This window comes from Pseudomonas cremoricolorata DSM 17059 = NBRC 16634, from assembly GCF_000425745.1.
GTDB lineage: Bacteria > Pseudomonadota > Gammaproteobacteria > Pseudomonadales > Pseudomonadaceae > Aquipseudomonas > Aquipseudomonas cremoricolorata.
Genome location: NZ_AUEA01000008.1, coordinates 273370 through 286445, shown reverse-complemented (window position 1 = coordinate 286445; position 13076 = coordinate 273370). Strand labels below are relative to the sequence as shown.

General features: G+C 63.6%; 12 protein-coding genes. 10 read left to right on the top strand and 2 right to left on the bottom strand.

Going from position 1 to position 13076, the window contains the following annotated elements; translation table 11 throughout:
* Positions 1-2 precede the first annotated feature (2 nt).
* On the top strand, positions 3-320 hold the full coding sequence (locus H618_RS0111195) for a Rieske (2Fe-2S) protein (RefSeq protein ID WP_028695151.1): 318 nt from the start codon (positions 3-5) through the stop codon (positions 318-320).
* Here H618_RS0111195 and sfsA read toward each other — a convergent pair.
* Together sfsA and H618_RS0111185 are read right to left on the bottom strand one after the other, a co-directional pair.
* On the bottom strand, positions 310-1023 hold the full coding sequence (gene sfsA / locus H618_RS0111190; protein ID WP_028695150.1) for a DNA/RNA nuclease SfsA: 714 nt from the start codon (positions 1021-1023) through the stop codon (positions 310-312). The genes H618_RS0111195 and sfsA overlap by 11 nt on opposite strands.
* Positions 1023-2195 carry a pyridoxal phosphate-dependent aminotransferase gene (locus H618_RS0111185; RefSeq protein WP_028695149.1) on the bottom strand — a complete coding sequence of 391 codons (1173 nt, stop codon included), beginning with the start codon at positions 2193-2195 and terminating at the stop codon, positions 1023-1025. Before H618_RS0111185 ends, sfsA begins: the two co-directional genes overlap by 1 nt.
* Positions 2196-2405: 210 nt before the next feature.
* Here H618_RS0111185 and dksA point away from each other — a divergent pair, with 210 nt between their 5' ends.
* From dksA to panC, 9 genes are all read left to right on the top strand, one after another.
* Positions 2406-2852: an RNA polymerase-binding protein DksA gene (gene dksA / locus H618_RS0111180; protein WP_028695148.1), complete on the top strand. Its 447-nt coding sequence runs from the start codon at positions 2406-2408 to the stop codon at positions 2850-2852.
* A 65-nt stretch (positions 2853-2917) separates the two neighbouring features.
* Entirely contained in the window at positions 2918-3805 is an 888-nt protein-coding gene (gene gluQRS / locus H618_RS0111175; protein ID WP_028695147.1) for a tRNA glutamyl-Q(34) synthetase GluQRS, read from the top strand.
* A 127-nt stretch (positions 3806-3932) separates the two neighbouring features.
* Positions 3933-4109 (top strand): hypothetical protein, encoded by a 177-nt coding sequence (locus H618_RS22765; RefSeq protein WP_010796831.1) that lies wholly within the window; start codon positions 3933-3935, stop codon positions 4107-4109.
* Complete coding sequence (locus tag H618_RS0111165; protein WP_028695146.1) at positions 4093-7077, top strand: sensor histidine kinase; 2985 nt, start codon at positions 4093-4095, stop codon at positions 7075-7077. The genes H618_RS22765 and H618_RS0111165 overlap by 17 nt, the downstream gene beginning before the upstream one ends.
* A gap of 4 nt (positions 7078-7081) precedes the next feature.
* Complete coding sequence (locus H618_RS0111160; RefSeq protein ID WP_028695145.1) at positions 7082-8530, top strand: sigma-54-dependent transcriptional regulator; 1449 nt, start codon at positions 7082-7084, stop codon at positions 8528-8530.
* Positions 8531-9231: 701 nt separating this feature from the next.
* Positions 9232-10614 (top strand): polynucleotide adenylyltransferase PcnB, encoded by a 1383-nt coding sequence (locus H618_RS0111155; protein ID WP_028695144.1) that lies wholly within the window; start codon positions 9232-9234, stop codon positions 10612-10614.
* Between the two features lie 2 nt (positions 10615-10616).
* Complete coding sequence (gene folK, locus H618_RS0111150) at positions 10617-11096, top strand: 2-amino-4-hydroxy-6-hydroxymethyldihydropteridine diphosphokinase (protein ID WP_028695143.1); 480 nt, start codon at positions 10617-10619, stop codon at positions 11094-11096.
* A 242-nt stretch (positions 11097-11338) separates the two neighbouring features.
* Entirely contained in the window at positions 11339-12139 is an 801-nt protein-coding gene (gene panB / locus H618_RS0111145; RefSeq protein ID WP_028695142.1) for a 3-methyl-2-oxobutanoate hydroxymethyltransferase, read from the top strand.
* Positions 12136-12999, top strand: a complete 864-nt coding sequence (gene panC, locus H618_RS0111140; RefSeq protein ID WP_028695141.1) for a pantoate--beta-alanine ligase — start codon at positions 12136-12138, stop codon at positions 12997-12999. Before panB ends, panC begins: the two co-directional genes overlap by 4 nt.
* The last annotated feature ends 77 nt before the right edge of the window (positions 13000-13076 follow it).

The following is a 13076-nucleotide window of genomic DNA, read 5'->3' as shown; positions in this document are numbered from 1 at the left end:
CCATGGATTTTCTCTGCCCAAGCTCTGCCCTTGCCGAAGGCAGCAGCCGCGTCTTCGACATCGACGGCATGAGTCTGCTGGGCGTGCGACGCCACGGCAAGGTCTACCTGTACCGCAACCGCTGCCCGCACCGGGGCATCGCGCTGAACTGGCAAGAGCACACGGTGCTCGATGCCAGCGCCAGCCTCATTCAGTGCGCCCATCACGGCGCACTGTTTCTCATCGAAAGCGGCGAGTGCGTGGCCGGCCCTTGTGAAGGCGAGACCTTGCAGGCGCTGGGCTGCGAAGAAAACGCCAGGGGTATCTGGCTCACGGCGTGAGCAGCACGGGCAAAGGTCGATCGATGAAAATTCGCTCGGCATCGAGCTGCGTGCCGTAGGCCAGCACCTCGACGCCGTCAGCCACCGCCGCGCGCAAGGCGTGCGCATACCCTGGGTCGATTTCCTCGGCGGGGCGCACCGCCTCGATGCCAGTGAGGTTGACGCAATACAGCTGCACCGCCCGTACCCCTTGGCGCGCCAAGGCGGCCAGCTCACGCAGGTGCTTGGCGCCGCGCTGGGTCACGGCATCAGGAAAGGCCGCGACTGGGGAGTCGGCATAGCCGAGGGTCACGCTCTTGACCTCGACGTACGCCGGCCCTTCGGCAAACTCCAGGCGAAAATCGATGCGACTGCGCTCCTCACCATAGGCGACCTCACGGCGCAGCCCGGTGAACCCACGCAGCTCGCTGATCAGACCGGCGCGCAGGGCCTCCTCGACCAACGCGTTGGCACGCCCGGTATTGATACAGGCCAGGCGCCCCTGGGGCGTTTCGCCAAGCTCCCAGGTGCCCGGCAGCTTGCGCTTGGGGTCGTTGGAGCGACTGAACCAGACCGCCCCACCCTCAGCCATGCAGTTGAGCATCGATCCGGTGTTGGGGCAGTGAATGGTCAACTGTTCGCCTGAAGGCAGTTCAATATCAGCGAGGAAGCGTTTATAGCGGCGCAGCAGTCGCCCGTGTTCCAGTGCAGGTTGAAAGCGCATCAGCCCTGCCAGCTCCGCAGGCCACGCTCGATCCGCTCGACGGCCTGTTGCAAGCGCGGCAGGTCCTGAGTGTAAGCGAAGCGCACGTGATGCCCGGCCTGATAGCGACCGAAATCCAGGCCTGGGGTAAAGGCCACGTGCTCGGTCTCGAGGAAGTGCTGACAGAAGGCGAAGGCATCGCCACCAAAGGCGCTGATGTCGGCATATAGATAGAAAGCGCCCTGTGGCTCGACGGCGATACCAAAGCCCAGTTCGCGCAATGCAGGCAGGAGGAAATCGCGGCGGCGGGCGAATGCCTGGCGGCGCTGTTCGAGAATCTCCAGGGTCTGCGGCTCGAAGCACGCCAGCGCGGCGTGCTGGGCCATGCTCGGGGCACTGATATAGAGGTTCTGTGCCAGTTTCTCCAAGTCGGCCACCGCCTCGGGCGGCGCCACCAGCCAGCCCAGCCGCCAACCGGTCATGCCGAAATACTTCGAGAAACTGTTGAGCACGAAGGCGTGGTCGTCGACCTCCAGTACGCTCGGCGCGTCCATGCCGTAGGTCAGGCCGTGATAGATCTCATCCACCACCAGATGGCCCTGACGTGCAGTGACCGCCTGCGACAGGCTGGCCAATTGCTGACGATCAAGTACGGTGCCGGTGGGGTTGGCCGGCGAGGCGACCAGCGCACCGACGCTGTCTTGGTTCCAATGGCGCTCGACCAGACCGGCGGTCAGCTGATAACTGGTGTCCGGCCCGACGGGCACCAGTTGCGCGGCGCCCTCGACTAGGCGCAGGAAGTGCCGGTTGCACGGATAACCCGGGTCGGCCAGCAACCAGTGCTTGCCCGGATCGACCAGCAGGCTGCTGGCCAGCAACAGCGCCCCGGAACCGCCCGGGGTGATGAGGATGCGCTGGGGGTCGATGTTCAGGCCGTAGCGCTGGGCATAGAAACCTGCGATCGCCTCACGCAGCGCCGGCAGACCGCGCGCTGCGGTATAGCGGGTATGACCTGCGGCCAGCGCGGCCTGACCCGCGGCGACGATCGGCGCGGCGGTGGTGAAGTCCGGCTCGCCGATTTCCAGATGAATGACATCATGGCCTGCCGCCTGCAGCTCATTGGCGCGGGCCAGCAAGGCCATGACGTGGAAAGGTTCGATTGCGCGACTGCGTGCACTGTAGTGCTGAGTCATGGCCTGTTCTCGCTTGTGACTGAACGGAATAATCTCTCGCTGCCCGAGACCGAACGTGCCGCGCACGCTGCTGTCTACACGCAGGATCGGGCAGGGTAGCGCACCCCCGATCTATCTGGTAAGTTCGGCGGCTCGCAGTCGCAGGGCCGGCGGGTGCCGGAGAAGGAGCAGCCTGCGCATTGGATCAGATGAGTGAGAGGCGGTCTATTCATGTCCACCCCAGAAAAGCAAAAAACCGGTCAGAGCATGTTTGGCCTGGAGCCTTATAAAGAAGCAAAGGGCGAGGAGTACATGGGCGAGCCCATGCGCAAGCATTTCGTCAAATTGCTCGGTGCCTGGAAACAGGAGCTGATGACCAGTGTGGACCGCACCATGGACCATATGAAGGATGAAGCTGCGAACTTCCCTGACCCGGCCGACCGTGCCAGCCAGGAAGAAGAGTTCGCCCTGGAGCTGCGTAACCGCGACCGCGAGCGCAAGCTGATCAAGAAGATCGACAAGACGTTGCAGAAGATCCAGGAAGAAGATTACGGCTGGTGTGAAAGCTGCGGTATCGAGATCGGCCTGCGCCGTCTTGAAGCCCGTCCGACTGCCGACCTGTGCTTCGACTGCAAGGAAATTGCCGAGAAGAAGGAAAAGACCAACGGTAAGGGATGATCTCTCCTACCGGCATGACGGGGCGCTCGATGCGCCCCTTTTCATTTGTGTAGCTGGCCACTTCCATGAACAACGCACCCTACGTTGGGCGCTTCGCCCCGACCCCCAGCGGGCTTCTGCACTTTGGTTCTCTGGTCGCCGCGCTGGCCTCCTGGCTCGACGCCCGCGCGGTGGGCGGACGTTGGTTACTGCGCATGGAAGACACCGACCCGCCGCGCGAAATGCCCGGCGCCCGTGATGCGATTCTGCGCACCCTGGAAAGCTACGGCTTGACCTGGGACGGCGAAGTGCTGGTGCAGAGCGAGCGCCACGCAGCCTATGCCGAGGTGGTCGAACGCTTGTTCAACATGGGCCTGGCGTACGCCTGTACCTGTTCGCGCAAGCAACTGGAAGGCTACGGCGGGCTGTATCCGGGGTTTTGCCGCAATGCCGGACATCCCCGCGAAGGCGCCGCCATTCGCCTGCGCGTGCCAGAACTGACCTACCGTTTCGAGGATCGCGTGCAGGGGCAGTTCAGCCAGCACCTGGGCCGCGAACTGGGCGACTTCGTCATCCAGCGGCGTGATGGCTTGTACGCCTACCAGCTGGCAGTGGTGCTCGACGACGCCTGGCAGGGAGTGACCGATGTGGTGCGCGGCGCCGACCTGCTCGACAACACCCCGCGGCAACTGTACCTGCAAGAACTGCTCGGTTTTTCCCAGCCGCGCTACCTGCACATCCCGCTGATCGTCCAGCCCGATGGCCACAAGCTGGGCAAGTCGTACCGTTCGCCGCCGTTGCAGGCCGAACAAGCCACCGCGCTGCTGCTGCGCGCGCTACGGGCGCTGGGCCAGACGCTGGAGACGAGCATGCACAACGCCACCCCGCATGAGCTGCTGGACATCGCTCGGCAGCGCTGGCAGGTGGCGAGCATCCCACGCTGCGCCTCCCTGGCCGAGGCCGATCTGCGGTGAGGCACTTGCCCCGCCGGCCAAAGCCCAATAGATTCTGCGTCCTAGCGAGCCATAGGGAACGGCTGCACACGGCGTGCGCACCGATCCGGCCCGGCCTGCCCTAGCGCCGCCACTCATCGAGGCCAGCATGTACATCTATCGTTTGGTCCTGCTCCTGGTGGTGGGGATCTACCTGTTCTCCCCAGCCATCATGGACTGGTGGATCGACCCCACCGGCGCCTGGTATCGGCCTTATCTGTTGTGGCTGATCCTGATCGTCGTGACCTTCATTCTGCAGAGCCAGCGAGATGCCGATGAGCTTTAGCCTGACCCAGATGATCCTGATCAGCGCTGGTTATCTGCTGGTGCTGTTCGGCGTGGCCTGGATCAGCGAGCGGGGCCTGATTCCGCGTTCGGTGATCCGCCATCCGCTGACCTACACCCTGTCGCTGGGCGTTTATGCCAGTGCCTGGGCCTTCTACGGCTCGGTGGGCCTGGCGTATCAGTATGGCTATGGCTTCCTGGCCTGCTACCTGGGTGTATCCGGAGCCTTCCTGCTGGCGCCGGTGCTGCTGTACCCGATCCTGAAGATCACCCGCACTTACCAGTTGTCGTCGCTGGCCGACCTGCTGGCCTTTCGCTTTCGCAGCACCTGGGCCGGTGCGCTGACCACCATCTTCATGCTGATCGGCGTGCTGCCGTTGCTGGCGCTGCAAATCCAGGCGGTCGCCGACTCGATCAACATCCTCACCGGCGAGCCGGTCAAGGCGCGGGTGGCGCTGGCCTTCTGCGTGCTGATCAGCCTGTTCACCATCTTCTTCGGCTCACGGCACATCGCCACCCGCGAAAAGCACGAAGGCCTGGTGTTCGCCATCGCCTTCGAATCGGTGATCAAGCTGCTGGCGGTGGGCGGCATCGGCCTATACGCGCTGTATGGCGTGTTCGGCGGGCCGCACCAGCTGGAGGTGTGGCTGCTGCAGAACCAGACCGCCCTGGCTGCGCTGCACACGCCGCTGCAGGAAGGCCCATGGCGCACCTTGCTGCTGGTGTTCTTCGCCTCGGCCATCGTCATGCCGCACATGTACCACATGGCCTTCACCGAGAACCTCAATCCGCGCTCGCTGGTCAGCGCCAGCTGGGGCCTGCCGCTGTTCCTGCTGCTGATGAGCCTGGCCGTGCCGCTGATTCTCTGGGCCGGCCTGCGCCTGGGCGCCAGCACCAACCCGGAGTACTTCACTTTGGGCCTGGGCATGGCTGCCAACAACCAGGCGCTGGCGTTGCTGGCTTACATCGGTGGGCTGTCGGCCTCCAGCGGGCTGATCATCGTCACCACCCTGTCGCTCTCGGGAATGGCCCTGAACCACCTGGTGCTACCGCTCTACCAACCACCTGCGGAAGGCAACATCTACCGCTGGCTGAAGTGGACCCGCCGCGCGCTGATCGTCGCCATCATCGGCGCCGGGTTCGTCTTCTACCTGACCCAGGACAACCACCAGAGCCTGGCCAACCTGGGCATCGTCGCTTTCGTCGCCACCCTGCAGTTCCTCCCGGGGGTGCTTTCGGTGCTGTACTGGCCGACGGCCAACCGCCGCGGCTTCATCGCCGGGCTGCTGGCGGGTATCTCGGTGTGGATGGTGACCATGCTGCTGCCGCTAGTGGGCAATGTGCAGGGTTTCTACATTCCGCTGCTGGACATGATCTACGTCCTCGACGACACCAGTTGGCACATGGCAGCCATCGCTTCGCTGGCCGCCAACGTGCTGTTGTTCACCCTGATTTCGCTGTTCACCAACGCCAGCAGCGAAGAGGTCAGCGCTGCGGAAGCCTGCGCCGTAGACAACGTACGCCGTCCGCAGCGGCGCGAACTGCACGCCGCCTCGCCGCAGGAATTCGCCACGCAACTGGCCAAGCCACTGGGCGCCAAGGCCGCGCAGAAGGAAGTGGAGCAGGCGCTGCGCGACTTGTACTTGCCCTTCGATGAGCGCAGGCCCTATGCCCTGCGCCGCCTGCGCGACCGCATCGAAGCGAATCTGTCGGGGCTGATGGGGCCGAGCGTTGCCCAGGACATGGTCGAAACCTTCCTGCCCTACAAGTCGGGCAACGAGAATTACGTCACCGAAGACATTCACTTCATCGAGAGCCGCCTGGAGGACTATCACTCGCGCCTCACCGGGCTTGCCGCTGAACTGGATGCGCTGCGCCGCTATCACCGGCAAACCCTGCAGGAACTGCCCATGGGCGTGTGCTCGCTTGCCAAGGATCAGGAAATCCTAATGTGGAACCGGGCCATGGAGGAGCTGACCGGGATCGCCGCCAAGCATGTGGTCGGCTCACGCCTGATGACCATCGCCGAGCCATGGCGCAGTCTGCTGCAAGGCTTTACCAACATCCCCGACGAACACCTGCACAAGCAGCGCCTGGCCCTCGACGGCCAGCCACGCTGGCTGAACCTGCACAAGGCCGCCATCGACGAGCCGCTGGCACCGGGCAACAGCGGCCTGGTGCTGCTGGTCGAAGACCTCACCGACACCCAGGCACTGGAAGACAAGCTGGTGCATTCCGAGCGCCTGGCCAGCATCGGCCGGCTGGCCGCCGGCGTGGCCCATGAGATCGGCAACCCGATTACCGGCATCGCCTGCCTGGCGCAGAACCTGCGCGAAGAGCGCGAGGAAGACGGCGAGATCATCGAGTTGTCGAGCCAGATTCTTGAACAGACCAAACGTGTGTCGCGGATCGTCCAGTCGCTGATGAGCTTCGCCCATGCCGGCGGCAGTCAGCAGAACAGCGAAGAGCCCGTTTGCCTGGCCGACGTTGCCCAGGATGCGATTGGCCTGCTGGCGCTGAACCGGCGCAACTTCGAGGTGCAGTTCTATAACCTGTGCGACCCCGAGCACTGGGTCGAGGGTGACCCGCAGCGTCTAGCCCAGGTGTTGATCAACCTGCTGTCCAACGCCCGCGACGCTTCTCCACCGGGAAGTGCGGTGCGCGTGCGCAGTGCCCTTAGCGACAGCAGCGAACACATGCTCGACCTGATCGTCGAAGACGAAGGCAGCGGCATTCCGAAGAACATCATGGATCGTCTGTTCGAGCCGTTCTTCACCACCAAGGACCCGGGTGAAGGCACCGGCCTGGGTCTCGCTCTGGTCTATTCCATCGTGGAAGAGCATTATGGGCAAATCACCATCGACAGCCCCGCCGACATCGAACGGCAACGAGGCACCCGGATCCGCGTTACTTTGCCACGGCATGTCGTAGCGACGTCCCCAGACATTCGAGACCGTCGAGAGAACTGAATCAATGCCGCATATTCTGATCGTCGAAGACGAAACCATCATCCGCTCCGCCCTTCGCCGCCTGCTGGAACGAAATCAGTACCAGGTCAGCGAAGCCGGGTCGGTGCAGGAGGCCCAGGAGCGGTTCAGCATCACCACGTTCGACCTGATCGTCAGTGACCTGCGCCTGCCGGGCGCACCTGGCACCGAGCTCATCAGGCTCGGTGAAGGTACCCCGGTGCTGATCATGACCAGCTACGCCAGCCTGCGCTCGGCGGTGGACTCGATGAAGATGGGCGCGGTCGACTACATCGCCAAGCCCTTCGATCACGATGAAATGCTCCAGGCGGTGGCGCGCATCCTGCGCGATCGACCCAAGACCGCCGCGCCCGAAACCGGCGCCGCCGAGGTCCGTGCACCCGGCAAGGCTGCGAATGCCGACAAGGCCGCAGCCACGGCAGCCAACGGGGAAATCGGCATCATCGGCGCGTGTGCACCGATGCTCGATATGTTCAGCAAGATCCGCAAGGTCGCCCCGACCGATTCGAATGTCCTGATCCAGGGCGAATCGGGCACCGGCAAGGAGCTGGTCGCGCGAGCGCTGCACAACCTGTCGCGACGCGCCAAGGCACCGATGATTTCCGTCAACTGTGCAGCCATTCCGGAAACCTTGATCGAATCGGAACTGTTCGGCCACGAGAAAGGCGCCTTCACCGGGGCCAGCGCAGGTCGCGCCGGGCTGGTCGAGGCGGCCGACGGTGGCACGCTGTTCCTCGATGAAATCGGTGAACTGCCGCTTGAGGCGCAGGCCCGTCTGCTGCGCGTCTTGCAGGAGGGCGAGATTCGCCGCGTAGGCTCGGTGCAGTCGCAGAAGGTCGATGTCCGCCTGATCGCCGCCACCCACCGTGACCTCAAGAGCCTGGCCAAGGCCGGACAGTTCCGCGAAGACCTCTACTACCGCCTGCACGTGATCGCCCTGAAGCTTCCGGCGTTGCGCGAGCGCGGCAGTGACGTCAATCAGATTGCGGACGCTTTCCTCGCTCGCCAGAGCGCGCGCATCGGCCGTGACGACCTGTGCTTCTCGGCCGATGCCGTGCAAGCGATTCGTCACTACAGCTGGCCCGGCAACGTCCGCGAACTGGAGAACGCGGTGGAGCGTGCGGTGATTCTGAGCGAGAGCCCGGAAATCTCTGCCGAGCTGCTGGGCATCGACATCGAGCTGAGCGACCTGGAAGACGGTGATCCGCTCGACCACCTGCCCTCCTCCTCTGCCGTAGGCGGCAGTGCCAGCCAGGACCCGACCGAGGCCCTCTCACTCGAAGACTACTTCCACCATTTCGTCCTCGAACATCAGGACCACATGACCGAGACCGAGCTGGCGCGCAAGCTCGGCGTCAGCCGCAAATGCCTGTGGGAGCGTCGTCAGCGCCTGGGCATTCCGCGGCGCAAGACCAGCGCCACCAGCGAGAATTGATCCCCTCCAGGTGCGGAGCTTCCGCACCTGGCCCCCCCCCCCCGATGCCTATCCTCTGAAAAAACCTGTTACCTCCCTGAGCGCCCGTAACATCTGCCGGGGCGAACGGTAACGAATAACCATATTCCAAAATGTGCGCAAAGCCGTCTTACCCTGGCAAACCCCCGGATTCACAGGGTTTGGCAAAGTTGGCACGGCACCTGCTATATCTTTCGTACAAGAACAATAAGAAGCACGGCAACTCAGAATAAGAACAATACGAAACGGCTCACGCATAACAAGAACAACACGGCGGAGGCGCAGCTAACTGATTCTTTTGGAGACGCGTTGTGTGAGGGGCTCGCCCCGAAACCAGGCAGAGAACAACAAAAACTGCACTAAAAAGCAGCGCCTGAACTGGTTGGATCAATCGATCAGCACGACCCAACGATCAAAGCAATCCGTTTGCTCTTTGCCCCTGATGTAGGGGCCGCCTGCAGCGAAGCTTGCAGGCAGGGCACTCAACAAAAACAAGAAGCCCGTCACAATAACAATAAGAGCACGCAACGACTTGATGGGGAGCTTAGGCTCCCCATGTCGTTTCTCCCCTCAGCTCCTTCCGCGACTGCCTACACCATTCCCTGAGTAAATGCTAGAATCCCCGCCCATCATGCGGCCATTCCTCTATCACTGGCCGAACATTCCTTCAAACAGTGCATCCCATGCTGAAGAAGTTGTTCCAGTCTTTCCGCCCTCCCGTCCATGCTCAGCATCATCGGCGCACCACGCCCGAGGTGATCAACAAGAGCCAGCACTCGCTGCAGCGCAGCCAGTTCAGTCGCCATGCGGTGGGCATCGTAGAGCGCCTGCAAAGCGCGGGCTATCAGGCGTACCTGGTAGGCGGCTGTGTCCGCGACATGCTCCTGGGGATCGCCCCCAAGGACTTCGACGTCGCCACCAGCGCCACCCCAGAACAGGTCCGCGCAGAGTTTCGTAACGCGCGCATCATCGGTCGTCGTTTCAAGCTGGTGCACATCCAGTTCGGTCGCGAGATCATCGAAGTCGCCACATTCCGTGCGCCGCACTCGGATGAAGACCAGGACGACAAACACCGTTCGTCGCATCACGCCAACGGGCGAATCCTGCGCGACAACGTCTATGGCACCTTGGAAGAAGACGCCCAGCGCCGCGATTTCACCATCAATGCGCTGTACTACGATCCGGTAAGCGAGCGCATTCTCGATTACGCCAACGGCGTGCACGACATCCGTAATCGCCTGCTGCGCCTGATCGGCGATCCGACCCATCGTTATCAGGAAGACCCGGTGCGCATGCTGCGCGCGGTGCGCTTCGCCGCCAAGCTCGACTTCGGCATCGAAAAACACACCGTTGCACCCATTCGTGAGCTGGCGCCGCTGCTGCGCGAGATTCCGCCTGCACGGCTGTTCGAAGAAAGCCTCAAGCTGTTCCTCTCTGGCCAGGGCGCGATGGTCTTCGAGATGCTGGTCGACCTCGAGCTGTTCGCTCCGTTGTTCCCGGCCAGCGCCCAGGCTCTGGACGATCGCCCCACCTACACCCACACGCTGATCAGCCAGGCGCTGAGCAACACCGACCTGCGCATCAAGCAGGGCAAACCGGTGACCCCGGCGTTCCTCTTCGCCGCGCTGCTGTGGCCCGCCCTGCCAGCACGTGTGCTGCACCTGCAAAACCAGGGTGTGCCGCCGATTCCGGCCATGAACGGCGCCGCCCACGAGCTGATCGCCGAACAGTGCCAACGGGTTGCCGTACCCAAGCGCTTCACCTTGCCTATCCGCGAGATCTGGGACATGCAGGAGCGCCTGCCACGGCGCAGCGGCAAGCGCGCCGATCAGTTGCTGGACAACCCGCGATTCCGCGCTGGCTATGACTTCCTCCTGCTGCGCGAGAGCGCAGGCGAGCAGACCGACGAGCTTGGCCAGTGGTGGACCGACTACCAGGAAGCCCACGACGGTGAGCGTCGGGAGATGATCCGTGATCTGGGCAGCCGTGATGACGGCGCCGCACCGCGCAAGCGCAAGCGCACCAGCAGCAAGCGCAAACGCGGTGGCGACGAGGCCTTCGACTGAGCATGAGCAGCCGCGTCCATATCGGCCTGGGCAGCAACCTGGCCGAGCCGGCCGAGCAGCTGCGCAGCGCCTTGCAGGCCATGGCGCAGATCGCCCAGACCGAGCTGGTGAGTACCTCGGCCTTTTATGCCAGCGACTCGTTGCTGCCCGGCCAGCCGCGCTACACCAATGCGGTGGCAGCGCTGGACACCGGCCTTGAGCCGCTGGCGCTGCTCGACGCCCTGCAGGCCATCGAAAACCAGCACGGCCGTGTGCGTGCCGAGCGCTGGGGCCCACGCACCCTCGATCTGGATATCCTGCTGTTCGGCGACCAGCTCATCGACATCCCTCGCCTGCAGGTGCCGCACTCGCAGTTGCACCTGCGCGCCTTCGTCCTTTACCCGCTTGCCGAACTGGTGCCGGCCGACTACCGCCTGGCTGATGGGCGGGCACTGGCACAGTTACTCGCAGACTGCCCCTTCGTCGGCCTCGAACGCCTGTAATACGGGCGTTTCGCGACGGTAACGGCGGTAACACCGGCGCCGTAACATTGCGGTAACAGGTGATTGACTTCCCTCTTTTCGCTCACGACTATAGGCGTCCCGTGGTGCCACCAGGCGCCACACTGACCTGTTAGGCCCGGACGGCCTGAGCCCGAACATCACACCCGATGATGTGCCGCCCTGGATGATGAATGCATGCGCCCTGCGCAGCGTCTTCACAGCGCCTGAAAGAGGATTTGTACATGCCTGACGTTACCCTGACGACCCTCAATGGCCTCAAGGCCAAAGGGGAAAAGATCACCATGCTGACCTGTTACGACGCCACCTTCGCCAAGGCGGCCAGCCAGGCCGGGGTCGAAGTGCTGCTGGTGGGTGATTCGCTGGGCATGGTGCTGCAGGGGCACGACAGCACCTTGCCGGTGACCACTGCCGAAATGGCCTACCACACTGCCTGCGTCAAGCGCGGCAACCACGGTGCGCTGATCCTTGCCGACCTGCCCTTCATGGCCCATGCCACACCCGAACAGGCCTTCGCCAACAGCGCCCTGTTGATGCAGGCTGGCGCGCACATGGTGAAGATCGAAGGCGCGGCCTGGCTGGCCGACACCATCAGCCAACTGAGCCAGCGCGGCGTACCGGTCTGCGCCCACCTTGGCCTGACGCCGCAGACGGTCAACGTCCTGGGCGGCTACAAGGTCCAGGGCCGCCAGCAAGCTCAGGCCGAACAAATGCGCGCCGACGCCGTGGCCCTCGAACAGGCCGGGGCGGCGATGCTGTTGCTCGAATGCGTGCCCAGCGCGCTGGCCCGCGAAATCAGCCAGGCGGTGAGCATCCCGGTGATCGGTATTGGCGCCGGCGGCGACACGGATGGCCAGGTGCTGGTGCTGCACGACATGCTGGGGTTGTCGCTCAGCGGTCGGGTGGCGCGCTTCGTGAAGAACTTCATGATCGGCCAGAATGATATTCATGGCGCCCTGGCCGCTTATGTCAAAGCGGTCAAGGACGTCAGTTTCCCCGCCAGCGAACATGGGTTCAGCGCATGAATACAGTCAAGACCGTCCGCGAACTGCGCGCCGCCGTCGCACGCGCCCGCGGTGAAGGCAAACGTATCGGCTTCGTACCGACCATGGGCAACCTGCACAGTGGTCATGCCGCCTTGGTGACCAAAGCGGCGCAACGGGCCGATTTCGTGGTGGCGAGTATTTTCGTCAACCCGCTGCAGTTCGGCGCCAACGAAGACCTCGCCACCTACCCGCGGACCCTCGCCGCCGACCAGGCGCGCCTGCTGGAAGCGGGCTGCAACCTGCTGTTCGCACCGACCGTCGAGGAAATGTACCCCAGCGGTACCGCAGCGCAGACGCGGGTCAGCGTCGGCCAGCTATCAGAAGGTCTGTGCGGCGCCAGCCGTCCCGGGCACTTCGAGGGTGTGGCCACCGTGGTCAACAAGTTGTTCAACATGGTCCAGCCGGACCTGGCAGTGTTTGGCGAAAAGGACTACCAGCAACTGGCCGTCATCCGCACGATGGTCCGCGACCTGAACATGCCTATCCAGATTTTCGGCGAGCCCACCGTGCGCGCCGACGATGGCCTGGCGCTGTCCTCGCGCAATGGCTACCTAAGCCCCGAGCAGCGCCAGATCGCCCCGGTGGTCTATCGCACGTTGTGCCAGCTGGCCGACGGCCTGCGTCGTGGCCGCCGCGATTACCCGGCCCTGCTCGACGAAGGCAAGGCGCAACTGCAAAGCGCTGGACTGCGCACCGACTACCTGGAACTGCGTCACGCGCTTTCGCTGCAACCGGCGATGCTCGATGACCGCGACCTGGTGATTCTGCTCGCTGCCTATCTGGGTAATACCCGCCTGATCGACAACCTCTACCTGCACCTTGACGAGCCCACCGCCTGAACCGCTTCAGCGCTTTTCATGATCGTTGCCGCGGGGTTTGCCTATACTGCCAAACGCCCCGCAACTGCTGGCGACCA

Excerpts from the sequence above, each read along its gene's own strand:
- panC (WP_028695141.1), top strand. The coding sequence starts at position 12,136 with ATGAATACAGTCAAGACCGTCCGCGAACTGCGCGCCGCCGTCGCACGC.
- H618_RS0111155 (WP_028695144.1), top strand. The coding sequence starts at position 9,232 with ATGCTGAAGAAGTTGTTCCAGTCTTTCCGCCCTCCCGTCCATGCTCAG.
- H618_RS0111160 (WP_028695145.1), top strand. The coding sequence starts at position 7,082 with ATGCCGCATATTCTGATCGTCGAAGACGAAACCATCATCCGCTCCGCC.
- panB (WP_028695142.1), top strand. The coding sequence starts at position 11,339 with ATGCCTGACGTTACCCTGACGACCCTCAATGGCCTCAAGGCCAAAGGG.
- dksA (WP_028695148.1), top strand. The coding sequence starts at position 2,406 with ATGTCCACCCCAGAAAAGCAAAAAACCGGTCAGAGCATGTTTGGCCTG.
- H618_RS0111165 (WP_028695146.1), top strand. The coding sequence starts at position 4,093 with ATGCCGATGAGCTTTAGCCTGACCCAGATGATCCTGATCAGCGCTGGT.
- H618_RS0111195 (WP_028695151.1), top strand. The coding sequence starts at position 3 with ATGGATTTTCTCTGCCCAAGCTCTGCCCTTGCCGAAGGCAGCAGCCGC.
- H618_RS22765 (WP_010796831.1), top strand. The coding sequence starts at position 3,933 with ATGTACATCTATCGTTTGGTCCTGCTCCTGGTGGTGGGGATCTACCTG.
- sfsA (WP_028695150.1), bottom strand. The coding sequence starts at position 1,023 with ATGCGCTTTCAACCTGCACTGGAACACGGGCGACTGCTGCGCCGCTAT.
- folK (WP_028695143.1), top strand. The coding sequence starts at position 10,617 with ATGAGCAGCCGCGTCCATATCGGCCTGGGCAGCAACCTGGCCGAGCCG.
- gluQRS (WP_028695147.1), top strand. The coding sequence starts at position 2,918 with ATGAACAACGCACCCTACGTTGGGCGCTTCGCCCCGACCCCCAGCGGG.
- H618_RS0111185 (WP_028695149.1), bottom strand. The coding sequence starts at position 2,195 with ATGACTCAGCACTACAGTGCACGCAGTCGCGCAATCGAACCTTTCCAC.